Origin of the sequence: Klebsiella sp. BIGb0407 (assembly GCF_024807845.1) — a bacterium.
Lineage (GTDB): Bacteria > Pseudomonadota > Gammaproteobacteria > Enterobacterales > Enterobacteriaceae > JGM124.
The window spans coordinates 119581-145384 of sequence record NZ_JANUEQ010000006.1 but is presented as its reverse complement, the minus strand read 5'-3'; the positions used below and the strand labels follow the sequence as shown (position 1 = coordinate 145384).

Annotated in this window: 24 protein-coding genes and 1 other annotated feature; of the genes, 5 read left to right on the top strand and 19 right to left on the bottom strand. The window is 48.6% G+C overall.

Annotation, left to right across the window (positions count from 1 at the left end):
* Nucleotides 1–19: 19 nt before the first annotated feature.
* The 5 genes from ispH to ribF are packed head-to-tail and all read right to left on the bottom strand — an operon-like array spanning nucleotide 20 to nucleotide 5708.
* A complete protein-coding gene (gene ispH, locus M2387_RS17895; RefSeq protein ID WP_259051319.1) occupies nucleotides 20–970 on the bottom strand; it encodes a 4-hydroxy-3-methylbut-2-enyl diphosphate reductase in 951 nt (316 codons plus the stop codon).
* Complete coding sequence (gene fkpB, locus M2387_RS17890; RefSeq protein ID WP_259051318.1) at nucleotides 971–1420, bottom strand: FKBP-type peptidyl-prolyl cis-trans isomerase; 450 nt, start codon at nucleotides 1418–1420, stop codon at nucleotides 971–973.
* 3 nt (nucleotides 1421–1423) lie between these two features.
* Nucleotides 1424–1930: a signal peptidase II gene (lspA, locus tag M2387_RS17885; protein WP_259051550.1), complete on the bottom strand. Its 507-nt coding sequence runs from the start codon at nucleotides 1928–1930 to the stop codon at nucleotides 1424–1426.
* Nucleotides 1927–4743 carry an isoleucine--tRNA ligase gene (ileS, locus tag M2387_RS17880; RefSeq protein WP_259051317.1) on the bottom strand — a complete coding sequence of 939 codons (2817 nt, stop codon included), beginning with the start codon at nucleotides 4741–4743 and terminating at the stop codon, nucleotides 1927–1929. The genes lspA and ileS overlap by 4 nt, the downstream gene beginning before the upstream one ends.
* 32 nt (nucleotides 4744–4775) lie before the next feature.
* Nucleotides 4776–5708, bottom strand: a complete 933-nt coding sequence (gene ribF / locus M2387_RS17875; RefSeq protein WP_259051316.1) for a bifunctional riboflavin kinase/FAD synthetase — start codon at nucleotides 5706–5708, stop codon at nucleotides 4776–4778.
* 325 nt (nucleotides 5709–6033) lie between these two features.
* Between ribF and rpsT the strand changes: the two genes are divergently transcribed.
* On the top strand, nucleotides 6034–6297 hold the full coding sequence (gene rpsT, locus M2387_RS17870) for a 30S ribosomal protein S20 (RefSeq protein ID WP_259051315.1): 264 nt from the start codon (nucleotides 6034–6036) through the stop codon (nucleotides 6295–6297).
* A gap of 115 nt (nucleotides 6298–6412) precedes the next feature.
* Here the strand turns inward: rpsT and M2387_RS17865 are convergent, their stop codons facing one another.
* A complete protein-coding gene (locus M2387_RS17865; protein WP_259051314.1) occupies nucleotides 6413–6736 on the bottom strand; it encodes a helix-turn-helix domain-containing protein in 324 nt (107 codons plus the stop codon).
* Nucleotides 6720–7079, bottom strand: coding sequence for a type II toxin-antitoxin system RelE/ParE family toxin (locus tag M2387_RS17860; protein ID WP_259051313.1), 360 nt, complete (start codon nucleotides 7077–7079; stop codon nucleotides 6720–6722). Before M2387_RS17860 ends, M2387_RS17865 begins: the two co-directional genes overlap by 17 nt.
* A gap of 541 nt (nucleotides 7080–7620) precedes the next feature.
* Here M2387_RS17860 and M2387_RS17855 point away from each other — a divergent pair.
* Nucleotides 7621–8016 (top strand): hypothetical protein, encoded by a 396-nt coding sequence (locus M2387_RS17855; RefSeq protein ID WP_259051311.1) that lies wholly within the window; start codon nucleotides 7621–7623, stop codon nucleotides 8014–8016.
* A gap of 25 nt (nucleotides 8017–8041) precedes the next feature.
* Here the strand turns inward: M2387_RS17855 and nhaR are convergent, their stop codons facing one another.
* From nhaR to dnaK, 4 genes are all read right to left on the bottom strand, one after another.
* On the bottom strand, nucleotides 8042–8935 hold the full coding sequence (gene nhaR / locus M2387_RS17850) for a transcriptional activator NhaR (RefSeq protein WP_259051310.1): 894 nt from the start codon (nucleotides 8933–8935) through the stop codon (nucleotides 8042–8044).
* Nucleotides 8936–8997: 62 nt separating this feature from the next.
* On the bottom strand, nucleotides 8998–10167 hold the full coding sequence (gene nhaA / locus M2387_RS17845; RefSeq protein WP_259051309.1) for a Na+/H+ antiporter NhaA: 1170 nt from the start codon (nucleotides 10165–10167) through the stop codon (nucleotides 8998–9000).
* Nucleotides 10168–10352: 185 nt separating this feature from the next.
* The gene (gene dnaJ, locus M2387_RS17840) at nucleotides 10353–11486 is read right to left on the bottom strand and encodes a molecular chaperone DnaJ (RefSeq protein ID WP_259051308.1); all 1134 of its coding nucleotides are present in this window, start codon (nucleotides 11484–11486) and stop codon (nucleotides 10353–10355) included.
* A gap of 86 nt (nucleotides 11487–11572) precedes the next feature.
* Nucleotides 11573–13489, bottom strand: a complete 1917-nt coding sequence (dnaK, locus tag M2387_RS17835) for a molecular chaperone DnaK (protein ID WP_259051307.1) — start codon at nucleotides 13487–13489, stop codon at nucleotides 11573–11575.
* 296 nt (nucleotides 13490–13785) lie between these two features.
* Here dnaK and satP point away from each other — a divergent pair, with 296 nt between their 5' ends.
* Nucleotides 13786–14352, top strand: coding sequence for an acetate uptake transporter (gene satP, locus M2387_RS17830; RefSeq protein ID WP_259051306.1), 567 nt, complete (start codon nucleotides 13786–13788; stop codon nucleotides 14350–14352).
* A gap of 55 nt (nucleotides 14353–14407) precedes the next feature.
* On the opposite strand, the gene M2387_RS17825 is transcribed toward satP, so the two are convergent.
* From M2387_RS17825 to tal, 3 genes are all read right to left on the bottom strand, one after another.
* Complete coding sequence (locus M2387_RS17825; protein WP_259051305.1) at nucleotides 14408–15718, bottom strand: MFS transporter; 1311 nt, start codon at nucleotides 15716–15718, stop codon at nucleotides 14408–14410.
* Between the two features lie 127 nt (nucleotides 15719–15845).
* Entirely contained in the window at nucleotides 15846–16430 is a 585-nt protein-coding gene (mog, locus tag M2387_RS17820) for a molybdopterin adenylyltransferase (RefSeq protein WP_259051304.1), read from the bottom strand.
* A gap of 113 nt (nucleotides 16431–16543) precedes the next feature.
* On the bottom strand, nucleotides 16544–17497 hold the full coding sequence (gene tal / locus M2387_RS17815; protein WP_259051302.1) for a transaldolase: 954 nt from the start codon (nucleotides 17495–17497) through the stop codon (nucleotides 16544–16546).
* A 366-nt stretch (nucleotides 17498–17863) separates the two neighbouring features.
* Here tal and yaaA point away from each other — a divergent pair, with 366 nt between their 5' ends.
* Entirely contained in the window at nucleotides 17864–18637 is a 774-nt protein-coding gene (gene yaaA / locus M2387_RS17810) for a peroxide stress protein YaaA (RefSeq protein WP_259051300.1), read from the top strand.
* 123 nt (nucleotides 18638–18760) lie between these two features.
* On the opposite strand, the gene thrC is transcribed toward yaaA, so the two are convergent.
* From thrC to M2387_RS17785, 5 genes are all read right to left on the bottom strand, one after another.
* Nucleotides 18761–20044: a threonine synthase gene (gene thrC / locus M2387_RS17805; protein WP_259051299.1), complete on the bottom strand. Its 1284-nt coding sequence runs from the start codon at nucleotides 20042–20044 to the stop codon at nucleotides 18761–18763.
* Between the two features lie 3 nt (nucleotides 20045–20047).
* Nucleotides 20048–20977, bottom strand: a complete 930-nt coding sequence (gene thrB / locus M2387_RS17800) for a homoserine kinase (RefSeq protein WP_259051298.1) — start codon at nucleotides 20975–20977, stop codon at nucleotides 20048–20050.
* A gap of 1 nt (nucleotide 20978) precedes the next feature.
* Nucleotides 20979–23447, bottom strand: coding sequence for a bifunctional aspartate kinase/homoserine dehydrogenase I (thrA, locus tag M2387_RS17795; RefSeq protein WP_259051297.1), 2469 nt, complete (start codon nucleotides 23445–23447; stop codon nucleotides 20979–20981).
* A gap of 25 nt (nucleotides 23448–23472) precedes the next feature.
* Nucleotides 23473–23592, bottom strand: a sequence feature (Thr leader region).
* A complete protein-coding gene (thrL, locus tag M2387_RS17790) occupies nucleotides 23529–23597 on the bottom strand; it encodes a thr operon leader peptide (protein ID WP_259051547.1) in 69 nt (22 codons plus the stop codon). It overlaps the preceding feature by 64 nt.
* A 206-nt stretch (nucleotides 23598–23803) precedes the next feature.
* Entirely contained in the window at nucleotides 23804–24490 is a 687-nt protein-coding gene (locus M2387_RS17785) for a tRNA/rRNA methyltransferase (RefSeq protein WP_259051296.1), read from the bottom strand.
* Between the two features lie 503 nt (nucleotides 24491–24993).
* Between M2387_RS17785 and arcA the strand changes: the two genes are divergently transcribed.
* Entirely contained in the window at nucleotides 24994–25710 is a 717-nt protein-coding gene (gene arcA / locus M2387_RS17780) for a two-component system response regulator ArcA (protein ID WP_259051295.1), read from the top strand.
* Nucleotides 25711–25804: the final 94 nt, after the last annotated feature.

The window sequence follows — 25804 nt, the reverse complement described above, 5'->3', positions numbered from 1 at the left end:
TAATTTGTCGCTCGCCATGCTAGTCGACTTCACGAACATCGACCCGCAATTCACGCGGAACTTCAAAAACAATATTTTCTTCACGCCCACTCAGTTCACGCGCTTCTTCCCCGCCCAGCGAACGTAAACGGGTAATCACGTTCTGCACCAGAATATCCGGCGCGGAAGCCCCTGCGGTGACGCCAACACAACGGGCATTTTTCAGCCACTCTTCCTGAATATCTGTCGCATCATCAATCAAATAGGCGGCTTTGCCCATTCGCTGAGCCAGCTCAGCAAGACGGTTAGAGTTAGACGAGTTTTTCGAACCCACCACCAGTACGACATCAGCTTCACTCGCCAGGGAACGTACCGCTTCCTGACGGTTAGTCGTGGCATAGCAGATATCATCTTTGCGCGGGCCGGTAATCTCCGGGAATCGCTGACGTAAAGCGTCAATCACGTCCGAGGTATCATCAACCGATAAGGTTGTCTGAGTCATAAAGGAGAGATTACTGGCATCTTTAACATCAAGCGTCCAGACATCATCAGGTGATTCGACCAGGTACATTCCCCCTTTCGGGTTACTGTATTGCCCCATCGTTCCTTCGACTTCCGGGTGTCCGGCATGCCCGATAAGAATAGACTCTTCACCACGACGGCTGGCTCGCGCCACTTCCATATGCACTTTGGTTACCAGCGGGCAAGTCGCATCGAATACCGTAAGTTCACGAGATTTCGCTTCATTACGTACTGCCTGAGAAACACCATGGGCCGAGAAAATCAGGATCGCGCCATCAGGCACTTCACTGATTTGCTCGATAAAAATTGCTCCACGTCCACGCAAGCTATCAACGACGTAGCGGTTATGTACCACTTCGTGACGCACATAAATCGGTGCGCCATAGAGTTGAAGTGCATTCTCAACAATGCTGATAGCGCGGTCGACCCCAGCACAAAAACCTCTGGGATTAGCCAACAGGATCTGCATTTACGCCTCCAGTACCGGATCGACTTCCAGTACTTCAATGTCAAAGTGAATAGTCTGCCCGGCCAGGGGGTGATTAAAATCAACGGTGATGGAATCACCATTCACTTCACGCACCACTCCAGGCATTTCGCTACCATCCATGCCAGTAAACAGCATAATGGCTCCCGGCACGGGTTCACCAGCCGCCGCAAATTCACGGCGAGAGAAATACTGGATCATATCCGGGCTAGGGATACCAAATGCGGACTCAGGCGCAAGAAAGAACGATTTTTGCTCCCCCGCGGTTAAACCTATCAGTTCTGCTTCCAGTCCGGGAGACAGGCTGGTGTCTCCCAGTCGGAACAGTGCTGGCTTGCCGCTACTACGCGTAGACTCAGCGGTCGATCCATCTTCCAGTTTAAGAATAAAATGAACCAGAACTGCGCTATTTTGTTGTACAGAGTCAGCCATGAATTACCTTTTTTCCTGCGCGGGCTTTTTAGAAGGGATAATGAACCCCTCTAAAACGATAAGCGCCGCACCGATACAGATGGCGGTATCGGCAAGATTGAAAGTGGCAAAATGCCAGTCACCGACATAGAAATCGATCATATCGACGACAAAGCCGTGCCAGAGCCGGTCGAATAAATTGCCCAGCGCACCACCAATAATCAGCGCATAAGCAATATTATTGAGCTTATCACTGGCTTTTCCGCGGTACATCATGACCATCAGTACCACGCAGATAGCAATAGCAATACCGGCGAAGAACCAGCGCTGCCAGCCCTCTTTATCCGCCAGGAAACTAAACGCGGCGCCGTAGTTACGGGCATAGTGCAAATTAAGTGACGGGAACAGGGGTAAGGTTTCCCCCAGCATAAAATGCTGGAGGACCAGATACTTACTGCCCAAGTCAATCGCGAGTACAGCCACCGCCAGCCAGAGCCAGCGCAACCCGGTAGAGAATATAGGTTTCATCAGGCAAACTTACGCTGTTCGCCAGCACCGGCGACGTTAGTGACACAGCGACCACACACTTCTGCGTGTTCCGCATTCTTGCCAATATCGGTAGTGTAATGCCAGCAGCGCGGGCACTTCTCACCATCGGCTTTACGCAGCGCTACTTTCAGTCCTTTCAGAACGTCACTTTGCTGCGCATCAGCGCCAGCTGCTTCATAATCAGCAACGGTCGCCTCGGAGGTCAGAAGGACAAAACGCAATTCTTCGCTCAGGCTGTTCAGTTTAGCGGCTAGTTCAGCATCAGCATACAGCGTGACTGCGGCTTCCAGAGAACCACCGAGTACTTTATCAGCACGCGCCTGCTCAATCACTTTGTTCACTTCACCGCGGACAGTCAGCAGCGTATCCCAGAAGTCATTGCCCATTTGTTCATGTTCTTCAAGACCAAACAGACCTTCGTACCATTCACCGGTGAATACATATTGGTCATGCTCACCCGGCAGGTAGTTCCAGATCTCATCGGCGGTGAAGGACATAATAGGTGCCATCCAGCGGACCAAGGCCTGCGCGATATGATACAACGCGGTCTGACAGCTACGACGCGCAACGCTATCAGGCTTCGCGGTGTACTGACGGTCTTTGATGATGTCGAGATAGAATGAACCCATTTCGACAGAACAGAAACGCATCATACGCTGAACGACTTCATGGAAGTCATAGCTTTCATAAGAAGCGAGGATATCAGCCTGAGCTTCTTGCGCGCAGCCTACTGCCCAGCGATCCAGCACCACCATATCTTCTGGTTTAACACTGTCAGTGGCCGGGTTAAAGCCATTCAGGTTTGCCAGCAAGAAACGCGCGGTGTTACGGATACGACGATAGGCATCAGCGGAACGTTTAAGGATCTCATCGGAAACCGCGATTTCACCGGTATAGTCGGTTGAGGCAACCCAGAGACGTAAAATATCCGCCCCCAGTTTATTCATCACATCTTGTGGGGCGATAGTATTGCCGATGGACTTGGACATTTTGCGTCCCTGACCATCAACGGTAAAGCCGTGAGTCAGAACCTGGCGATAAGGCGCTTTACCTTTCATCGCGGTTGAAATCATCAGCGATGACATAAACCAGCCGCGGTGTTGATCTGAACCTTCCAGATACATATCAGCGGCATTGCCACCAAATTCCGGACGCACATCAACCACAGAAGAACTGGTAGAACCTGAGTCAAACCAAACGTCCAGGGTATCAGGCACTTTGACGTAGTCAGCGGCTTCATCACCTAACAGATCACGCGGGTCAAGATCCCACCATGCCTGAATACCGTCTTCCTCAACGCGTTTAGCGACTTCTTCCATCAGTTCCAGCGCGCGCGGATGCAGTTCTTCGGTATCTTTATGGACAAACAGCGACATAGGAACGCCCCAGGTACGCTGACGAGAGATACACCAGTCCGGACGATTCGCGACCATTGACTCAATTCGTGCCTGGCCCCAGTCCGGGATCCACTGAACGCTTTTGATCTCTTTCAGTGACTGCTCACGCAACCCTTTCTGATCCATGCTGATAAACCATTGTGGCGTAGCGCGGAAAATGATCGGGGTTTTGTGACGCCAGCAGTGTGGATAGCTATGACGCAGTTTTTCAAGATGCAGCAATTTGCCGTTGTCCTGCAGCAGGCTCACGATAAGATCGTTGGCCTTAAACACCATTACGCCGTCAAGTCCCGGGAAGGTTCCTGGCAGATAGCAACCATTTGGCCCAACGGGATTGGCGATTTCCAGACCGTATTTCTGGGAGATAACATAGTCATCCGGACCGTGACCGCCCGCGGTATGCACCGCGCCGGTACCGGCATCCAGCGTAACGTGGTCTGCAAGAATAGCGGGTACATCAAAATCCATGAAAGGATGTTTAAAGCGCATTAATTCCAGCGCTTCGCCTTTCACTGAGCCCAGTACCTGGTAGTCGGTGATAGCGGCGCGTTTCATTACGCTTTCGACCAGTTCGGTTGCCAGAATAAGTGCCTGACCTTCAATCTGTACCAGCGCATAGTCAAAATCTGCCGCCAGTGAAATAGCGCGGTTTGCCGGTAAGGTCCAAGGGGTGGTCGTCCAGATAAGCAGAGACACCGGGCCATTAACCTGGGACACACCAAACTTTTCAACTACGGCTTGCGGGTCTACGGCAGTGAAAACCACATCGATAGATGGGGAAGTTCTGTCATCGTATTCCACTTCCGCTTCAGCCAGGGAAGAACCACAGTCAACGCACCAGTGAACCGGTTTAGCCCCTTTATGCAGGTGACCATTGCCGACAATTTTACCCAAAGCACGGATGATATTGGCTTCGGTTTTAAAGTCCATGGTCAGGTAAGGTTTGTCCCAGTCACCCAGAATACCCAGACGAATAAAGTCTGCACGCTGGCCATCAACCTGTTCAGCGGCATATTTACGACAAGCAGCGCGGAACTCTGCGGCGGTGACTTTCTCGCCCGGTTTACCGATAAGTTGTTCAACTTTCAGTTCAATTGGCAGACCGTGGCAATCCCAGCCTGGAATATAAGGCGAGTCAAAACCTGACAGACCTTTTGATTTAACAATAATGTCTTTCAGAATCTTGTTAACTGAGTGACCAATATGAATGCTACCGTTCGCATAAGGAGGGCCATCATGCAAAATAAAGGTTTTTTTGCCTTTTTTGGCCTGGCGAATGATGTTGTACAGGTCATCACCATTCCAGCGAGCCAGCATACCTGGCTCACGTTTGGCCAGGTCGCCACGCATTGGGAAACCTGTTTCCGGCAAATTCAAGGTAGATTTAAAGTCACTCATTAGATTCTCAGTTCCGTGTTTCGGTTAGCCATTCAGGCGTTTGACCCAAAAAATTCGCGAGCTGTCGCTACATCTCTGGCAATTTGTGCCTTAAGTTCATCAAGAGAAGCAAATCGCTGTTCATGACGTATTTTTTTACGTAACACCACGTCTATATGGCGTCCGTACAGATCCATTACAACGTCCAATAAATGGACTTCTAGCTGCTTGCGTATACCAGATACCGTCGGGCGAGTACCAATATTGGCCACGCCAATTAACGGTTTATCACCCAGGCCCATCACTTCGACCGCATAGACCCCTTTGACCGGGGATACCTGGCGTTTTAACGGCAGATTCGCGGTCGGGAAACCAATAGTGCGCCCCAGGGCATCACCATGAACGACGCGTCCGGAAATACTGTACGGATGCCCGAGCAGACTTTCAGCTTGCTCAAAATCATCATCAGCCAGCGCCTGACGCACAGCGGTACTACTGATTCGTACCCCCTGAGAGCAAAAGGTATCTGCGCTGGTGAGGTCGAAGCCGAATTCTTCACTCGCCTTCTGTAATAACAAGAAATCGCCCAGACGACCAGCGCCAAAGCGGAAATCATCACCCACCGCCAGGTATTTAACCCCGAGACGTTTAACCAGCAGGTCATTGATAAAGTTTTGAGCGGTTAGTGCAGCAAATCGCCTGTCAAAGCGCACACATAACACCGCATCGACACCAGACTCTGCTAAATAACGTAGCTTTTCGCGCAAGCTGGTCAGGCGAGCAGGCGCGTGGTCTGAAGAGAACAGTTCAAGCGGTTGAGGTTCAAAAATCATGACCATCACCGGCAGGTTGCGCGCACGACCTTCCTCGCACAAGCCCTTTAGCAGCGCCTGATGACCACGGTGCATCCCATCAAAATTACCGATAGTAAGGACACACCCGTGATGATTCTGGCGCAGATTATGTATACCGCGTATCAGCTTCATGCCTGGCTCAAAACAGTGGGAATCATTGGATTATACCAACTACCAGAGATAAGGTTAACCTGCGATTGTTGCCTTTATCGTAAAGGTTTCACTAATTTACCTCTGAAGGCACAGATATTTACTGGGGATTCGTCTTTTCATGTGTAATTTTGATGCGAAAGGCTGTATTCGCAAGCCCGATGCTGATAGAATTCGCGCCATCATAACGCAAGACGCGCCGTGGCTTTAACGACGTTTATTTGCACAAATCCATTGACAAAAGAAGGCTAACGGGGCATATTCCTCGGCCTTTGAATTGTCTAAAGAAATATTTGGGAGTAGGACCTTGGCTAATATCAAATCAGCTAAGAAACGTGCTGTACAGTCTGAAAAGGCTCGTAAGCACAACGCTAGCCGTCGCTCAATGATGCGTACTTTCATCAAGAAAGTATACGCAGCGATTGCAACCGGCGATAAAGCTGCTGCACAAAACGCATTTAACGAAATGCAACCAATCGTGGATCGTCAGGCTAGCAAAGGTCTGATCCACAAAAACAAAGCTGCACGTCATAAAGCTAACTTGACTGCACAAATCAGCAAACTGGCTTAATCGCCCGTCTGTTGTTGCTTTGAAAAAAACCGGCTTCGGCCGGTTTTTTTATGCCTGAAATTTATCTCTGACATCACATGCAATAAAAATCCCAGATTACCCTCTTAAAAATCAATCAAACCAACACCTTCAACCCATGCTTCTGCACCACCGCAAGCAGTTTCAGCGATAAACCGCTGGGGCGTTTTACGCCGCTTTCCCATTTCTGCACCGTTGAAACGCTGGTGTTAAGGTAGTGAGCGAAAACTGGCTGACTGACATTTAGCCTCTCACGCAGTGCTTTAATCTCAAGAGGTTGAAGGTCGTCTATGCTGTTGAGACACGCTTTGTCAAAGTTGCGCATCGTTTCCTGCCCGATAGCGTCGACACTAAATAATCCAGAAGCAGCGCTGTGGATAGCTTCAAATGCCGGACTCTTGAATTTATTTTTTGTGGTCATAGCAAATCTCCACCCGTTCTTTATTCTTAATCAATACGGTAATTTCTTCATCCGCCAGGGTAGAATAGTGCTTCGCCAACTCACGAAATCCGGCCAGTTCGCTATTATCGATATTTGCCATATCCTGCTTGGCATACAGGAAAGTGTAAAACCAATGCTGTCCACCTTTCGCCAGTATTATGGCGCGTTCGCGATTCTGGCTCAGCCGTTTTTTATAAACACCACCGCCGAGATCGTCAGCTTTTCCTTCCATCACCGCCTCAATAGCCCGACATAACTCGCTATCCTTGATGGCGTGAGATTTAGCCACCTTAGTGAACCACTTACTTTTGAACACACGCATTAGGCCGACATCCTGTCACCATAACTATAGCACCAGGTGCTAGATTACTCTCTTTTCTGGCAGATTCAAAGCGCTTGAAACGAGTAAGTCATAGGAGTTGAACGTGGTCTAAAACTGACGTCTTCGGACGACCATAAACACTTCCGTAACCTACTAGAAAGAGCACTCACAGTTATGTGTGGTAAATCTGCCAGCCTTGAAAGTCCTGTTTCCAAGGAACAAATTGCTCTGGGTTCCGTTTTTCCCTCTGATTTAGCCAGCGATAGAGAGTATTTAGGATCACCAGCCGATCGGCGAACCCGAGAGGCCTGCCCTCATCACAAATATCAGAAGTTTTATCTTCAGAAAATGCTAATAACGATCCTGACACTGAACTACGCCTTGCCGCGATAGCGAAGACGCCGTACTGTGAATACCTCTTGCAGAGTGAAAAATTGATAGGCTGAATCTATCAATTTTGTCATCGGCGTTGCCAGGCATCAGCGAATACAGGCAAGGCGATGATCAGCTTGATTAAATATCAACCTTCAGGGAGAAAGTGATGTTAAAAAAAATGGTTATTATTCCTTCTTTATTAATTTTGCTGTCAGGCTGTAACCCCCCAGGCAATACCCGACTGACAAGCCCCATTACTCCACTGACCTACCAGGCGGGAAGCTCAGTATTTATTTTAAAAAAAGACTGTGTCACTGGCGTATCAAGTCGTAATCACGGTCATAACGTTTTTTTTAATATCAAAAACAGCCCTGATTGCTCAATGCAGTTTGAAGATTTTTTCAGCCGTAATGTGGGTGAATATGTTGATGTTTATTTCAATCATGTCGCTATTATGGATAAAACAAAAATAGTTTCTCCACTGACAGGAAGAAATGGCTTTTTTCAATATGTGGTTCTTAGAGCTAATACCGATAAGATAATAAAATATTATAAACAGTAATTATATCTGAGAGTTCCCCATAAAATCAGGCGCTATGAAACAACGTAGCATAATCATGATTACAAATTCGCTGAACCGCCGGATGCTGGATCATTCGCTCAGCAAAAATCGCATGGTACTCTTCCATCACGTTATCAAGGCGGCCTAGTTCTACAATACTGTCATCGCTATAGATATTCTGCATATAGCCTGTCGGGGCGACAAAAATAGCCGAATGCGTTTCGCCAAAAGCCTTCATCAGCGCCGCATCATCAAACTCACCTAATATCTCAACCTGTAGTCCCTGAGTCTGGATCCAGTTAAGCAGTTTGCGCCCGAGCATTGAGCGCCGCCCGGGGATCAGTAATCGGCGTTGTTCCAGGCAGGCAGGAAATGGCGCTTCCGGTAGCGGTTTCTTACACCAAAAGCTGATACCACACTCGCCTATCTTGACCGAAAAGAGTCCTTCTTGTTGTGTCGAGTCGATGGGGCAGTCTGAAATAATCATATCCAGCTTATGCTGGCCCAGCTGTTCAAGCAGCATTTCATGCGTCGACTCGTAACAGCGCAGATGGATCTGTTCATCCTCAACCACTGCGATATTCAGGATCTCGCTAATCAGTCGCTTTGACAGAGCATCAGCTACGCCGACTTCAAACAATGTGCTGGACTCTTTGCGATAGTTCACGATATCCAGCATTTCCTGGCTAAGGGTAAACATACGATCGGCATAGCGAAAGACTAATTGACCCAGTTCAGAGGGCACTATCCCGCGTCCCTGACGACGAAAAAGTTGCCCCTGTAACCGGACTTCCAGCGCTTTAATCTGCCCGGTAATCGTTTGTGGGGCCAAATGCAGGACTTCCGCAGCACCAGCAACCGAGCCTTCTTTGCAGACATGCCAGAAGTAATAGAGATGATTGTAATTAATCAACGACATCAGCTACGCTCCTTACCTTACCCCGGATACCCGGGCCAATGTACCCGGGTACAGCCGGAAGATTATGCCTTCACCTTAAAGCGCGCTTTTAACATGCTATAACCTATTACCGCTGACAGTAACGATCCTGACAGAATACCCAGTTTAGCCAGCGTGATGAGTTCACTGTGCTGTTCATCAAATGCCAGTGAAGTAATAAAAATCGACATGGTAAAGCCGATGCCGCACAGCACGCCAATTGCCATAATATCGCTGAACTTTGTTCCAACGGGCAATGAAGCCAGTTTCAGTTTCAGTGCCAGCCAGCAGAATAAGCTGATGCCCAGCGGCTTACCTATTATCAGTCCGGCCATAATACCGAGCGGCAGATATGACGTCAGAGAACCCAGGGAGACACCTGACAGCACCACTCCGGCGTTAGCAAAGGCGAACAGCGGCAGGATCAGGAAAGCGACCCAGGGGTGCAGAACATGTTCCAGCTCCTGCGACGCTGAACGTCCGTTGTGTTCTTTTAGCGGAATAAAGAAGCCCAGAATGACGCCAGCCAGCGTGGCATGCACGCCGGATTTTAATACCGCCGTCCATAAAATAATGCCGACCAGGATATAGATCCCGGTTCGCCGTACGTTGAAAATATTCAGCAATGCCAGTACTGCAATCGCTGCTGCCGCCACCCCCAGAGAAAGCATGGAAAGTGAGCTGGTATAAAATAAGGCAATAATAATAATCGCCCCGAGATCATCAATAATCGCCAGTGCCATCAGAAAAACTTTTAACGCCACCGGAACTCTGTTGCCCAGTAATGCCAGAATACCCAAGGCAAAAGCGATGTCCGTTGCGGTCGGGATAGCCCAGCCTGCGCGCGTGATAGGGTCAGAGAAGTTAAATGCCAGGTAAAGCAGCGCAGGCAGCGCCATTCCCCCCAGAGCAGCAATAACCGGAAATGCTGCCTGACGACGACTGGCCAGCGAACCCTGTACCATCTCGCGTTTAACTTCCAGGCCCACCATCAGGAAAAATACTGCCATAAGTGCATCATTCACCCACAGCAGAACGTTTTTACTGATATCAAGCGTTCCGATGCGAATCTCTACCGGCGTATCGAGAAAGGCCTGATAGGCTGCACCAGTAAGATGAAAATTCGCTAAAAACATGGCGAGAATAGCGGCGATAATCAAACAAATACCACCCGCCGCATCATTCTGGAAAAAGCGCTGTAGAGTTTTCGTCATTTTTTACTCAGTTATCCAAATAATAAATTGTACGTAAGAGGCTATTGGTTTGACAGGATAGCGAAAATAACAAATCGCTAAAAGCAGGTTATATTGTCATGATAACTCGGAATAACCGAACTGTAATATCAGACAAAAAAAAACCTGAACCACTTAACATAGTTCAGGTTTTTTATAGCAGGTAACTAGCGGGTCAGATCTTCAAAGAACTTTTTCACGCCGTCGAAAAAGCTTTTTGATCGCGGGCTGTTATGTTCACCCGCCGGCCCACCGAAGCTTTCTTCAAGTTCACGCAGCAATTTCTTCTGCTTGTCATTCAGGTTGACGGGGGTTTCAATATATACCCGGCACAGTAAATCACCCTGCGCACCACCGCGAACCGATTTCACCCCTTTGCCACGCATTCTGAACAGTTTACCGGTTTGCGTTTCTGCCGGGACTTTCAGTTTCACACGACCATCAAGTGTAGGAACTTCAATTTCCCCACCCAATGCGGCCATAGCAAAGTTAATCGGTACTTCACAGTGAAGGTCACTGCCGTCACGCTCAAAGATAGCGTGCTGCTTGACCTGTACCTGGACATATAAATCGCCCGCTGGTGCACCATTTTCGCCAGCTTCACCTTCGCCGGTGAGACGAATACGGTCTCCAGTATCAACCCCGGCCGGGATCTTCACTGACAGGGTTTTATTCTTCTCAACGCGGCCATGACCATGACAGGTATTGCACGGATCTTTAATAATGGTTCCACGACCCTGACAATGCGGACAAGCCTGCTGCACCGTAAAGAAGCCCTGGCGCATATGAACCTGGCCCTGGCCGTGACAGGTTGGACAGGTTTGCGGTTTAGAGCCAGATTTCGCTCCGCTACCGTCGCAGACTTCACACTCTTCGAGTGTCGGGATACGGATCTCTTTGGTGACGCCACGAACCGCTTCTTCTAACGTTAACTCCATGTTGTAGCGTAAGTCTGCGCCACGCGAGGAGCGTTGACGGCGACCACCACCAAAGATGTCACCGAAAACGTCACCAAAGATATCGCCGAAATCAGCACCCTGACCGCCGAAACCACCACCGCCACCCATACCGCCTTGCTCGAATGCAGCATGGCCGTATTGATCGTAGGCCGCACGCTTCTGGTCATCGGTGAGGATTTCGTAGGCTTCTTTCACTTCACGGAATTTCTCTTCCGCGTCTTTATCACCCTGATTACGATCCGGATGATACTTCATCGCCAGACGCTTATACGCCTTTTTGATTTCACGCTCTTCCGCTGATTTAGGAACGCCTAAAATCTCGTAGTAATCTCTTTTAGCCATCTCTTATTCTAGCCCTAAATATGCATAAACGGGCGTGGAGGATAAACCTCAACGCCCGTGTCAGGAATTAACCGCTCAGTGGGCGATTATTTTTTGTCTTTAACTTCTTCAAACTCAGCATCAACAACATCGTCGTCTTTGCCAGCTTTACCAGCATCCTGGCTTCCGCCCGCTTGCTGTTCAGCATGTTGCTGCTGAGCCAGTTCCATCAGCTTGGCAGAAACTTGTGCCAGCGCCTCTATTTTCGCTTCGATATCCGCTTTGTCTTCGCCTTTCAGAGAAGTTTCCAGCGCGCTCAGAGCAGCTTCGATTGCAGTTTTGTCATCAGCAGGCAGTTTGTCACCGGCTTCTTCAACTTGCTTACGGGTGCTGTGCAGTAAGTGATCGCCCTGGTTACGTGTCTGTACCAGTTCTTCAAACTTACGGTCAGCTTCCGCATTCGCTTCTGCATCACGTACCATTTTTTCGATCTCTTCTTCGTTCAAACCAGAAGAAGCCTTAATGGTAATTTTCTGCTCTTTACCGCTGTTTTTGTCTTTCGCAGAAACATGCAAAATACCATCAGCATCGATATCGAAGGTCACTTCGACCTGTGGCATGCCACGCGGTGCTGGTTGAATCCCGTCCAGGTTGAACTGGCCCAGAGATTTGTTATCTGAAGCACGTTTACGCTCACCCTGGATAACGTGGATCGTTACCGCAGACTGGTTGTCTTCTGCTGTAGAGAACACCTGGCTGTGCTTGGTCGGGATAGTGGTGTTTTTATTAATCAGTGCAGTCATGACTCCGCCCATGGTTTCGATACCCAATGACAGCGGGGTAACGTCCAGCAGCAGTACATCTTTAACTTCACCAGTTAATACGCCACCTTGAACAGCAGCACCAACAGCAACAGCTTCGTCCGGGTTAACGTCTTTACGTGGCTCTTTACCAAAGAACTCAGCCACTTTCTTCTGAACCATTGGCATACGAGTCTGACCGCCGACCAGAATAACGTCATTAACGTCAGAAACTGACAGGCCAGCATCTTGCAGCGCAACTTTCAGTGGTGCGATAGAACGGTTAACCAAATCTTCAACCAGTGATTCCAGTTTCGCACGCGTCACTTTGATGTTCATGTGCTTAGGACCGGTTGCATCTGCCGTAATGTATGGCAGGTTAACGTCGGTCTGCTGAGCAGAAGACAGTTCAATCTTCGCTTTCTCAGCCGCTTCTTTCAGACGCTGCATTGCCAGTGGGTCGTTACGCAGATCGATACCCTGATCTTTTTTGAACTCTTCCACCAGGTAGTTAATCATACGGCTATCGAAGTCTTCGCCACCGAGGTGGGTATCACCGTTGGTTGCCAGAACTTCAAAGGTTTTTTCGCCATCAACTTCGTCGATTTCGATAATAGAGATATCGAAAGTACCGCCACCCAAGTCATAAACGGCGATAGTGCGGTTACCGACTTCTTTATCCAGACCGTAAGCCAGAGCGGCTGCGGTTGGTTCGTTGATGATACGTTTTACTTCCAGACCTGCGATACGGCCAGCATCTTTAGTTGCCTGACGCTGAGCATCGTTAAAGTATGCAGGTACGGTGATAACAGCTTCAGTTACTGGCTCACCCAGATAGTCTTCTGCTGTTTTTTTCATTTTTTTCAACACTTCAGCAGAGATCTGCGGAGGTGCCATTTTCTGACCTTTAACATCAATCCAGGCATCGCCATTTTCAGCGCCAATGATTTTGTACGGCATGATAGCTTCATCACGCTGTACTTCTTCGTCCTGGAAACGACGGCCAATCAGACGCTTGATTGCAAAAAGCGTATTTTGCGGGTTAGTCACTGCCTGACGTTTTGCCGGCTGACCTACCAGAATTTCACCGTCCTGGGTGTAGGCGATAATAGAAGGAGTGGTACGGTCGCCTTCAGCATTCTCCAGAACGCGTGCGGTAGTCCCATCCATAATCGCGACACATGAGTTAGTTGTTCCCAGGTCGATACCAATAATTTTACCCATCTGAACGTCTCCACTAAAAATTCGTCATCATTAGGTTGTGAACCTGTTATGTGGGCAAATACGTTTATTTCAACTGCCCGAAGCGTTTTTTTTCAGGTCCTACAACGCGGTTGCATACAAGATGGGGTCATACAGACTTCCATCAAGGGGGAGATGAAAAAAAATTTTTATTCTTTCCCCTCTTTAGATCATAGACGGCAACTCTCTGTCTGCTTATTATGCCGCGCCCCGCTCCCGGATAACCGGAAACGGGTAATCACTTATTATTGCATTTCAGATAACTTTTTAGAGGAATTATGGGTAACACTAAGTTGGCCAACCCCGCTCCCCTCGGCCTTATGGGCTTTGGGATGACCACAATTTTGCTCAATCTGCATAATGCCGGTTTTTTTGAACTTGATGTCCTTATTATGGCGATGGGTATTTTCTTTGGTGGCATCGCACAGATTTTTGCAGGTCTGCTCGAATATAAAAAAGGAAATACTTTCGGTTTAACCGCCTTTACCTCTTACGGTGCGTTCTGGTTAACTCTGGTTGCCATCTGGCTGTTACCTAAAATGGGAGCGGGTGCGCCAGCTGATACCTATTTTATGGGCGCCTATCTGGCCTTATGGGGTGTATTCACTCTGTTTATGTTCTTTGGCACGCTCGTCGGCCCTCGCATGCTGCAATTCGTTTTTGGCAGCCTGACAGTTCTGTTTGCTCTGCTCGCTATCGCTCACTTTGTTGGTAATGAAAGCATTACTCACATCGCAGGCTGGGTGGGAATCGTTTGTGGCGCCAGCGCTATTTATCTGGCAATGGGCGAAGTGCTCAACGAACAGTTTGGTCGCACTGTCCTGCCAATAGGCGAAAAAAAATAATTACGCGTTCATAAAAAACGGGGAAACATTATGTTTCCCCGTTTTTTTAGGTCGGTTATGACTGAGCAGCAGGCTTATTCAGCACCGTGTTCTCATGATTTATATCTTTACGTAATAGAATACCTATCACCAGCCCCACGCATCCCAAGGCCAGTACATACCATGCAGGTGCTAACGGCGAGACTTTCATCATTAACGTCACGACTATCGGCGTCAGGCCGCCGAAAATAGCGTAAGAGACGTTGTAGGAGAAAGAGAGCCCGGTAAAGCGGACTTCAGCGGGGAAAGCACGAACCATAACGTAAGGTACAGCCCCGACAATGCCGACACTGAATCCCACCATCCCGTAAAGTGCAAACAGGTATTCCGGATACACGGAAACCAGATGGTAAAACATCCAGCTACAGACACAGAGCAGTAAACTGCCGACAATAAATGTTTTACTGGCGCCAAAACGATCGGCTGCCAGACCGTAGACAATGCAACCCACCGACAAGAGAACGATGGCGATACTGTTTGCCTTCAACGTAAGCGCCGGGGCGATGTTAAGCTGTGTTTGCAGCCATACCGGTGCCATCAGAATCACCACCACGATACCTGCTGACAATAACCATGTCAGGAACATCGATACGACGATAGATTTTTTATGACCCACGATGACAGATTTAAGCGGCAGCTCTTCCGCAAGCGCTTTTCTTTTCTGCATTTCAACAAAGACCGGGGTTTCTTCCAGCCAGCGGCGCAGGTACATAGCAAACAGACCAAAAATGCCGCCGAGAAAGAAGGGTATACGCCAGCCACCATCGTGAATCGCTTCGCGCGTCATCGAGGTATTGATAATTGTCGCGACAATGGAGCCGATTAAAATACCAATAGTCAGACCCGCCGTCAGCGTGCCGCAGGCGATACCAATCCGCTTATAGGGTACGTGCTCTGCCACAAACACCCATGCACCAGGTACTTCACCGCCAATAGCGGCTCCCTGTAAGACGCGCATCAACAGCAGTAATATTGGCGCCATAATACCTATCGTTTCATAGGTAGGAAGCAGACCAATCGCCAGCGTCGGCAAAGCCATCAGCAAGATACTTAAAGTGAACATTTTCTTACGGCCGAGCAGATCACCAAAGTGTGCCATGATAATGCCGCCCAGAGGACGAGCCAGATAACCGGCGGCAAAAATACCGAAGGTCTGTAGCTGACGTAACCACTCAGGAATATCAGGCGGGAAGAACAGCGCTCCCAGCACGGTAGTAAAGAAAACAAAGATAATAAAATCGTAGAACTCAAGCGCGCCGCCAAGGGCGGCAAGAGATAACGTTTTATAGTCCTGAGCGTTCAGAGGTCTTGCATGAATTTGCGACATAGGCAACCATAAATTGATGAGAGTATTAAAAAAAATACCTGATATCCGTAAAGAAAAAATTACTATATCAGTTAATCATTAACACTCCACCCCAGCCACATTTTATGTTGCTTATTTAGTACATTTGCTATTTTATTTCGCGAATCGCACTTTTTGGGCGAAAAGAGGCGACAACCTGGTCATTTGTTTCAACATAAGGACCATCAAGCAGCTGTATACAATACGGTACGCTGGCAAAAATACCGGAAACAGTCACTTTACCCTGCTCATTCCTGACTCCTTCCAGGGTTTCCTTAATAGACTTTGGCTGACCCGGTAAATTAAGGATCAATGCCTGCTTACGGATAACGCCCGTTTGTCTGGAAAGAATCGCGGTGGGAACGAAGTTTAAGCTTATCTGCCGCATCTGTTCACCAAATCCCGGCATAATGCGATCGGCAATCGCCAGCGTGGCATCAGGCGTAACATCGCGACGTGCGGGGCCGGTTCCCCCGGTGGTGAGAACTAAATGACAGCCCATCTCATCAACCAGCTCACAAAGCGTTTGCTCAATAATCGGTTGTTCATCGGGGATAAGGCGAGTTTCTACTTGAAAGGGTGAAGTTAACGCTTGTGCTAACCACTCTTCGAGTGCGGGGATCCCTTTGTCCTGATAAACACCACTTGAAGCGCGATCGGAGACAGACACTAATCCAACACGGAGTGTATTCATATAATTTCCAAACTAGAAGGGAACGGTTAGCTGGAATAATACATCGGGAAAGGGGAGACAAACAGAGTAAAACAATAAAAGCGTGACCAGCCGGAGCCAGTCACGCCAAATGATTACAGCAGGTCGCCGATCATTTTTTCCAGTTTTTCCTGGTCGATAGCAAACTTACGGATACCGTCCGCCAGTTTGTCTACTGCCATAGGATCCTGGTTGTGCTGCCACAGGAACTGGGCTTCAGTGATACGAGCTGGGCGCGCTTTAACTTCGCCGGTGTAGCTCAGTTTACGCTCCAGAGGACCTTCGCTTTCTGACAGCTCTTTCAGCAGTCCAGGAGCGATAGTCAGACGGTCACAGCCAGCCAGTTCGATGATTTCACCGATATTACGGAAGCTTGCGCCCATCACCACGGTTTCGTAACCGTGTTCTTTGTAGTACTGATAGATTTCGCTAACAGAAACCACGCCTGGATCTTCGTTTGCAGCATATTCTTTCTTGTCGGTATTCGCTTTGTACCAGTCCAGAATACGGCCAACGAATGGAGAGATCAGGAATACACCCGCTTCAGCACAAGCGCGAGCCTGAGCGAAGGAGAACAGCAGAGTCAGGTTACAGTTGATGCCTTCTTTTTCCAGCTGCTCGGCAGCACGGATACCCTGCCAGGTTGAAGCCAGTTTGATCAGGATACGATCGTTGCTGATACCCGCATCGTTATACAGTTTGATCAGGTGTTTGGCTTTAACAATGCTGCCTTCGGTGTCATAAGACAGACGCGCATCAACTTCAGTAGAAATACGGCCAGGAACCAGTTTCAGAATTTCCAGACCGATATTTACCGCCAGTTTGTCACTTGCATCAATAACTTGCTGTGCACGATCGCTGCTCTGGCTACGAGCAAAAGCAATCGCGTCATCAATCAGTGGGCGGTACTCAGGAATTTGTGCTGCGTTAAGGATAAGTGAAGGGTTAGTCGTTGCGTCTTGCGGTTTGTACAGTTTCATCGCCGCAATATCACCCGTGTCAGCAACCACGGTGGTGAGTTGACGCAGAGCAGTTAATTTATCCGTCATAGTCAGTATTTCTCTTTGAGTCTAGCAGTTAGGGATAGGTAACTAATTATCCATTGATAATATCACGCCTTAAGCGAGGTGCAACCGCGATACGCCGCTCACATCGCAAAGAGTATAATTAGCGTAGAAACAGCCTGCCAGTAAGCTATAACTTCACTAAATAACCCGGTATTCGCCACAGTCTGCTTGATAACTCTCTGCAAAAAGTCATATCGCTGAATGCTTACAGCAAATTTAGGGTATCAGGCGCCAGAAATCATCAGTGAAGGCACTAATCAGCAAATAAAACCCCTGCCTTATCGCAGCGATTGGCCGATGGAGTGCAAAAATTTGTTAAAGTAGTGGCTCACACAGCGAGGAACGAACATGTTAATTCTGATTTCACCCGCCAAGACACTGGATTACCAAAGTGATTTAGCGACCCAGCGTTATACACAGCCTGAACTGCTGGCGTATTCACAGCAATTAATTGACGTCGCTCGTACCCTCAGTGCGCCACAAATATCGTCGCTTATGGGCGTCAGCGACAAAATCGCCTCGTTAAACGCCACCCGCTTTAACGAATGGCAGCCCGAATTTACCCCGGACAATGCCCGTCAGGCGATTCTGGCATTTAAAGGCGATGTCTATACCGGTTTGCAAGCTGAGAACTTCAGTGAAGAGGATTTCGATTTCGCCCAGCAGCATCTACGGATGTTGTCCGGCCTCTATGGTGTGCTGCGCCCGCTAGACTTAATGCAACCTTACCGCCTGGAAATGGGGATTCGGCTTAATAACCCTGGTGGCAAGGACTTGTATCATTTCTGGAACACGGTTATCACCGACAAGCTTAACCAGGCGCTGGCAGACCAGGGCGATAATGTGCTGATTAACCTCGCCTCTGATGAATACTTTAAATCCGTTAAACCGCGTCAGCTGGATGCAGAGATAATCAAACCGGTATTTCTTGATGAGAAGAACGGTAACTTTAAGGTGATTAGCTTCTATGCGAAAAAAGCGCGTGGGCTGATGAGCCGCTATATCATCCAGAATCGCTTAACGCGCCCTGAGCAGCTGAAAGACTTTAATCTTGAAGGCTACGCTTTCGACGAGTCTGCTTCACAGCAGAATGAGTTGGTATTTAAACGCACGGAGCAATAAAAAACGCCAGTCAGACTGGCGTTTGGGATTGCGGATAAAACCTATCCTTCCACGTCTGGCGGATAAAGCGGTCAGTAATCAATTCCCTGACCGCTCTGTTTTATCTTAAGTTTTCACTGATGGTCAGGCTTTACCCATCATCAGGTCACGCAATGCGGCGTAATCTGCAGGCAAATAATGTGACAGTAATTCCAGGTCAGCACGGGAAGCCAGTTCTTCTGGCAGAGGCAAGGTTTGACCGAGGATCTCTTCCACGCTCTCTTTAAACTTCGCCGGATGCGCAGTCCCCAGGAACAGACCAAACTCGCCCGCCTGTAACTGGTCGCGCAGTGCACGATAAGCAATTGCCGCATGGGGTTCAGAGATGTAACCCTTGCCTTGCAGCTCACGCATGGTTTCTTGCGTAGTTTCATCGCTGACCGCTTCGTAGCCCAGCTCATTCAGAGGCCAGCCTTTACGGCGGAACAGCTCTTCAACACGCGGCCAGTTATTTGGCTGGCTGACATCCATCGCGTTAGACAGTGTGGCAACCGTCGCTTTTGGCTTCCACTGCCCTTCGGCGAGGAAACGGGGCACTGTATCATTGGCATTGGTGGCAGCAATAAAGCGCTTAACCGGCAGGCCTAATGATTTAGCCAGCAGGCCAGCCGTCAAATCACCAAAGTTACCGCTTGGTACTGAAATCACCAGTTGGTCACGTACATCTGCTGGCAACTGCGCTACCGCTTCAAAATAATAACAAATCTGAGCCAGTAAACGACTGATATTAATTGAGTTAGCAGAGTTAAGACCCAATGCCACTTTTAATTCTTCGTCGTCAAAAGCCTGTTTAACCAACGCCTGGCAGGCGTCAAAATCACCATCAATCGCCACGGTTTCAATGTTGCCACCGAGGGTACAGAATAACTTCTCCTGCAACGGGCTGATTTTTCCGTTTGGATAAAGAATCACGACTTTTACGTTTGGTAGCCCGTAGAAGGCATGAGCAACCGCAGCCCCGGTATCACCCGAAGTCGCCGTTAAAATAGTGACCGGCTTATCACTGATGAGCGTCAGCATCTGCGCCATAAAGCGGCCACCGAAGTCTTTAAACGCCAGAGTCGGGCCATGGAACAGTTCCAGACAGCCGACATCAGGCTCAACCATTTTCACCGGGGCCGGGAAAGCAAAGGCTGCGGCAACACGTGCAGCCAGGGCTTCTTGTGGGATCTCTTCGCCGATAAAAGCACCGAGAATTTTGCTGCTACGACTGACAAAGTCCATTTCCAGCATGGCGTCTATTTCAGAGCGAGAGAACTCTGGTAAAGCGTCAGGGAAAAACAGGCCTTGTAGTCTGCCAAGACCCTGGGTGATGGCTTGTGCGAAAGTGACCTGCTCGGTGTTATCTTTAAGGTTATACAGTTTCATTCGTTATCCCAAAACTCGTGCGCCGGCCGTATCCAAACGGCAAATATGTACAAAACCTTCCTGGTTCTGCAAATAGTGTTGGCCAAGCCAGTCAGCCGTACGTTGTGCGGTATCTAAATTATCGCACAGCGCAAATAAGGTCGGGCCGGAACCCGAGATGCCGCTTGCCAGAGCGCCGATATCCGCTACGGCCTGGCGGGCTTTATCAAAGCCGGGTAATAATTTTGCCCGATAAGGCTCGGCAATCACATCCTGCATCAATTTTGCCGCCAGCAGTGGCTGCCTGGTATAACAGGCGTGAATAAAGCCAGCCAGATGACGGCCATGACTGATACAGTCCTGGCGGCGATACTGGGCAGGCAGAATTGCTCGCGCTTCAGCGGTGGAAACTTTAATTCCCGGATAGGCTAATACCCATAGCCAGTTATCAAAGCAAGGCACTGACTGGCTGATGATGTCGTTTTCTTCGATCATCAGCTGCATGCCGCCAAGGAAACAAGGGGCAACATTGTCATAGTGAACGCTGCCGGAGATACGCCCTTCCAGCTCCCCCATCAGCGCCAGTAAACGGGTATCACTGACGGGTTTACCGCAAAATTCATTCATCGCCATCAAACCTGCGACCACTGAACAGGCACTCGATCCGAGACCAGAGCCTATCGGCATATTTTTCTCAAGCGTCATCGCAACGGGGATTTCTTTACCGATTTCCCGGCAAAAAATTTCCCAGCACTGATAGACAATATTCTGATCGGGCCTCGTCGGCAGATTACGGGCAAAACGCCCCAGATTGGTCAGACTAAACTTGTCAGCCGCTTCGACTGTCACATAGTCACCCAGATGGGAGCCATCTATCGGAGAAACTGCCGCACCCAGAACATCAAAACCAACACTCATATTGGCACTGGAAGCGGGGGCATAGACTTTAACCATTTTAAACTCCTAACTTCCATGACAGGGTGCGTAATAAATCAGCAAATACGCCCGCAGCGGTAACATCATTCCCGGCGCCATAACCACGCAGAACCAGTGGGATCGGTTGATAGTACTGGCTGTAGAAGGCCAGCGCATTCTCACCGTTTTTCACTTTGAACAGTGGATCGTTACCATCAACAGCAGCAATTTTCACAGTACACAGACCGGTCTCTTCAATCAAACCAACGTAACGCAGAACCTTGCCTTGTTCACGCGCTTCTGCGGCACGCAGGACAAAAGCCTCGTCCAGTTGTCCCAGACGCGCCATAAAGCTCTCAACATCACCGCTGCTATCAAAATCAGCTGGCAGGACGGGTTCGATAACGATATCTGAGAGCTCCAGCTCACGGCCGGTTTCACGCGCCAGAATAAGCAGTTTACGTGCGACATCAACCCCGGAGAGATCATCACGTGGATCCGGCTCGGTATAGCCTATTTCGCGCGCCAGACGGGTTGCTTCTGATAAAGACATCCCTTCATCAAGCTTACCAAAGATGAAAGAGAGCGAACCGGACAAGATGCCAGAGAAGTGTTGCAGCTCATCCCCGGCATTCAGTAAGTTCTGCAAGTTTTCAATAACTGGCAAACCTGCACCCACGTTAGTGTCATACAAGAACTTACGGCGTGATTTAGCCGCAGCATTACGCATCTGGTGGTAGTAATTCATGCCTGAGGTATTGGCCTTTTTATTCGGCGTTACCACGTGGAATCCTTCACTCAGGAAATCAGCATACTGATCGGCGACCGCCTGGCTGGAGGTACAGTCAACCACCACAGGGTTTAACAAATGATACTCTTTCACCAGACGGGTCAGACGTCCCAGATTCAATGGCTCTTCTTTTTTGGCCTGCTCCAGCTGCTGCTGCCAGTTATCCAGATTCAGACCATGCACACTGGTTAACAGCGCTTTTGAATTCGCAATACCACACACACGCAAATCAATATGTTTGCTCTTCAGGCGTGCTTGCTGGTTTTTAATTTGTTCTAACAGTGCAGCGCCCACTCCACCCACTCCAATCAAGAAGACTTCAATCACTTGATCGGTGTTGAACAGCATCTGGTGTACAACGCGAACTCCCGTAGTCGCATCATCGTTACTGACAACAACGGAAATAGAACGCTCAGAAGACCCCTGGGCAATGGCAACGATATTAATATTCGCGCGTGCCAGGGCTGAGAAGAACTTCGCTGAGATACCGCGTACAGTACGCATACCATCGCCGACCACAGAGATGATGGCTTGACGTTCCATCACCGCAACAGGCTCCAGTAACTCTTCTTTAAGCTCGAGGTAGAACTCTTCTTCCATGGCATGACGGGCACGAACACAGTCACTTTGATGCACACAGAAACAGATACTGTATTCAGATGAAGACTGAGTGATCAGTACCACTGAGATACCCGCGCGTGACATAGCAGCAAAGACACGCGCCGCCATTCCCGGCATCCCTTTCATTCCAGGGCCTGAGACGTTAAACATCGCCATATTGTTGAGGTTGGTGATCCCTTTTACTGGCAAAGAGTCATCTTTGCTGTCATCACCAATCAGCGTGCCGGGAGCCTGCGGGTTACCGGTATTTTTAATTAAGCAAGGGATTTGGAATTGAGCGATGGGGGAGATAGTACGAGGGTGAAGAACTTTAGCGCCGAAGTAAGAAAGCTCCATCGCTTCCTGGTACGACATCGACTTCAGTAACCTGGCGTCTGGTACCTGGCGTGGGTCACAGGTATAAACGCCGTCGACGTCAGTCCAGATCTCACAACAGTCTGCGCGTAAACAAGCAGCCAGTACCGCAGCAGAGTAGTCAGAGCCATTACGACCCAGTACCACCAACTCACCTTTATCATTTCCGGCAGTAAAGCCTGCCATCAAAATCATATGGTCTTCAGGGATACGGCTGGCAGCAATGCGACGAGTGGACTCAGTAATATCGACAGTTGACTCAAGGTAGTGACCTACAGCAAGTAGCTTTTCAACCGGGTCAATAACGGTGACCCCATAACCACGAGCACGTAATACGGCAGCCATGATAGCGATAGAAAGCTTCTCACCGCGGCAGATAATAGCGGCATTGATACTGTCCGGGCACTGGCCTAACAGTTTGATACCGTGCAACACGTGCTTCAGTTGAGCAAACTCCAGACTGACCAGCGCAGTTAACTCATCTGCCGGAAAACCCGGTTGCGCTTCGCCCAGACCTTTTATCAGGTCAGCGAAAATCTGCTCAGCCTCATTGATATTCGACGCAGCATCCTGACCCGTGATGGTCTTTTCAATCATCGCCACCAGATGGTTGGTAATTTTTGCCGGGGCAGACAGCACGGTCGCCACCTGCCCCTGTTTAGCATTACTTTCCAGGATATCGGCAACACGGAGGAAACGCTCCGCATTTGCCACTGAAGTACCGCCGAATTTCAACACTCGCATGCTTATTACCCCTTGATTTTTGATCGAAAAAAAAGCCCGCATCCTTTGGGTGCGGGCTTTTTTTATTAATTCTTGTACGCGTCAGCCCGCACCGTTACCTGTGGTAATAGTGATGGTAATAATCGTTGTAATCAGGCCTTGACGATTCATAGTTGCTGTACGCTCTTTAAATTCTTTATATCCATTACCCCTACTGGTTAAAGTAATCCTGCCATTAAGTCAATTTTTTTTAGCTTTTTGCTAATAATTGACACTCGCAGTCTCTACTGGCGAAATGGCAAACTATCAGATAACCATCTGCAAACCATTAAGGGTGTATCTGTTTCTTATATCATAAAGACGATAATAACAGCGTTTTATTCTGCAAATTTTTTTTCGATGTCATGCAGCAAACGATGCAACATTGCCGTATCTCGCTGTTCAAGTAACCCCAGACGCTGATGCAGCCAGTCGACCATTTTTTGGTCATCAGCGACATTAAGCTGGGTTAACAATGATGAGAAACGCTGGCGTAACGCATTCAATTGCAAACTATCAGCAGAAGGTTGTACCGGTGTAGTCGATAATATTAAGCCGGAGAGCTGGTAACAATAGACCATCACCGCCTGACCCAAATTTAACGACGGATAATCTGCCCTCATCGGTATACCTGTCAGAATATCTGCCAGAGCCAGCTCATCATTGGTTAACCCCGAGTCTTCCCGGCCAAATACCAGAGCGCACTGCCCTACCCATTGTTGCTTTTCTTTCAGTAAGGGCAGTAACTGTTCCGGGGTCGCATAATAATGGAATTTAGCCCGGCTACGCGCAGTCGTTGCAACGGTGAAATCAATCCCCGTTAATGCCTCTTCAAGGGTATCAAAGTGACGAATATTATCGAGAATATCCCCGGAACCATGAGCCACCCAGCGTGCCGCGGGTTCTGAATGTGCCTGACTCGCGACAATCCGCAAATCGGTAAAGCCCATGGTTTTCATGGCGCGGGCCGCAGCCCCTATATTTTCTGCTCTGGCAGGTGAAACCAGAATAATAGACAACTGCATGTAAACTCTCTTCACTGCGTCTGACACAGGCTAATCGACAAAATTAATCACCGCAGGGTAACAGATCTCACCCCAAAATATCCTGATCTGAATAATGGACCTGCATACGACATTTGCCTGATATGCCTTTCTTTCCTACTATTATTATTGTTAATTAGTTGTAATCGTTACCAGTATCACATAACAATCTCTTCATAAAAGGGCTGGCGTGTTACAATTGAATTTGATATATGTCAACGATACGTAGCATTATTAAGAACCTGGAGCCGGAATTCTTGTTATGTCGCTGTTAAAATGGTTAGCATAAGCATATAACCTACTGGGTACACTAGGGTAGACAGGAATGGAGGCCAGCTACATTGTTAACATTGATGAGCAATGCATCAAAAAGGCAATTATCTACTTTAGTCATGTTAATTCTGGCGCATTAATTCAACACAGTTGCCAGATAGAGACTATAGTACTTCCTGTTTCAATTTAGTCAGATATTTTAGGTAGCAAACATGCAGACTCCGCACATCCTTATCGTCGAAGACGAATTAGTAACACGTAATACGTTAAAAAATATTTTTGAAGCGGAAGGCTATGATGTTTCTGAAGCGACCGATGGCGCTGAGATGCATCAGATTTTAGCAGATAATGACATTAACCTGGTCATTATGGATATCAACCTTCCTGGTAAAAATGGTTTATTGCTTGCTCGCGAACTCCGCGAACAGGCTAATGTCGCACTGATGTTCCTCACTGGGCGTGATAACGAAGTAGATAAAATTCTGGGCCTGGAAATTGGCGCAGATGACTACATCACCAAGCCATTTAACCCGCGTGAACTGACTATCCGTGCACGTAATCTGTTATCACGCACCATGAATTTACCGGTAATCAGTGAAGAACGCCGCAGCGTAGAGAGCTACAAATTTAATGGCTGGGAACTGGATATTAATAGCCGTTCTCTGGTGAGTCCACAGGGTGACAACTACAAACTGCCGCGTAGTGAATTCCGCGCTATGCTGCATTTCTGTGAAAACCCAGGTAAAATTCAGTCCCGTGCTGAATTACTGAAGAAAATGACCGGCCGCGAACTGAAGCCACACGATCGTACTGTCGATGTGACTATCCGTCGTATTCGTAAACATTTTGAATCAACACCAGACACTCCAGAAATTATTGCCACTATCCACGGTGAAGGTTATCGCTTCTGCGGCGATTTACAGGATTAACTGGCAGAACTTTCTCTCTCAGCATACAGACAGCTGTCTGTATGCTGAATAACGTCACTCAGAGATGTTATTCAGTTAATACCGCTCCAGGCTT

Coding starts and splice junctions, on each gene's coding strand:
- dnaJ (WP_259051308.1), bottom strand. CDS start 11,486: ATGGCTAAAAGAGATTACTACGAGATTTTAGGCGTTCCTAAATCAGCG.
- arcA (WP_259051295.1), top strand. CDS start 24,994: ATGCAGACTCCGCACATCCTTATCGTCGAAGACGAATTAGTAACACGT.
- thrC (WP_259051299.1), bottom strand. CDS start 20,044: ATGAAACTGTATAACCTTAAAGATAACACCGAGCAGGTCACTTTCGCA.
- dnaK (WP_259051307.1), bottom strand. CDS start 13,489: ATGGGTAAAATTATTGGTATCGACCTGGGAACAACTAACTCATGTGTC.
- M2387_RS17865 (WP_259051314.1), bottom strand. CDS start 6,736: ATGACCACAAAAAATAAATTCAAGAGTCCGGCATTTGAAGCTATCCAC.
- ribF (WP_259051316.1), bottom strand. CDS start 5,708: ATGAAGCTGATACGCGGTATACATAATCTGCGCCAGAATCATCACGGG.
- satP (WP_259051306.1), top strand. CDS start 13,786: ATGGGTAACACTAAGTTGGCCAACCCCGCTCCCCTCGGCCTTATGGGC.
- M2387_RS17860 (WP_259051313.1), bottom strand. CDS start 7,079: ATGCGTGTGTTCAAAAGTAAGTGGTTCACTAAGGTGGCTAAATCTCAC.
- M2387_RS17855 (WP_259051311.1), top strand. CDS start 7,621: ATGTTAAAAAAAATGGTTATTATTCCTTCTTTATTAATTTTGCTGTCA.
- thrA (WP_259051297.1), bottom strand. CDS start 23,447: ATGCGAGTGTTGAAATTCGGCGGTACTTCAGTGGCAAATGCGGAGCGT.
- M2387_RS17825 (WP_259051305.1), bottom strand. CDS start 15,718: ATGTCGCAAATTCATGCAAGACCTCTGAACGCTCAGGACTATAAAACG.
- fkpB (WP_259051318.1), bottom strand. CDS start 1,420: ATGGCTGACTCTGTACAACAAAATAGCGCAGTTCTGGTTCATTTTATT.
- yaaA (WP_259051300.1), top strand. CDS start 17,864: ATGTTAATTCTGATTTCACCCGCCAAGACACTGGATTACCAAAGTGAT.
- M2387_RS17785 (WP_259051296.1), bottom strand. CDS start 24,490: ATGCAGTTGTCTATTATTCTGGTTTCACCTGCCAGAGCAGAAAATATA.
- ileS (WP_259051317.1), bottom strand. CDS start 4,743: ATGAGTGACTTTAAATCTACCTTGAATTTGCCGGAAACAGGTTTCCCA.
- thrB (WP_259051298.1), bottom strand. CDS start 20,977: ATGGTTAAAGTCTATGCCCCCGCTTCCAGTGCCAATATGAGTGTTGGT.
- ispH (WP_259051319.1), bottom strand. CDS start 970: ATGCAGATCCTGTTGGCTAATCCCAGAGGTTTTTGTGCTGGGGTCGAC.
- nhaR (WP_259051310.1), bottom strand. CDS start 8,935: ATGTCGTTGATTAATTACAATCATCTCTATTACTTCTGGCATGTCTGC.
- nhaA (WP_259051309.1), bottom strand. CDS start 10,167: ATGACGAAAACTCTACAGCGCTTTTTCCAGAATGATGCGGCGGGTGGT.
- tal (WP_259051302.1), bottom strand. CDS start 17,497: ATGACGGATAAATTAACTGCTCTGCGTCAACTCACCACCGTGGTTGCT.
- mog (WP_259051304.1), bottom strand. CDS start 16,430: ATGAATACACTCCGTGTTGGATTAGTGTCTGTCTCCGATCGCGCTTCA.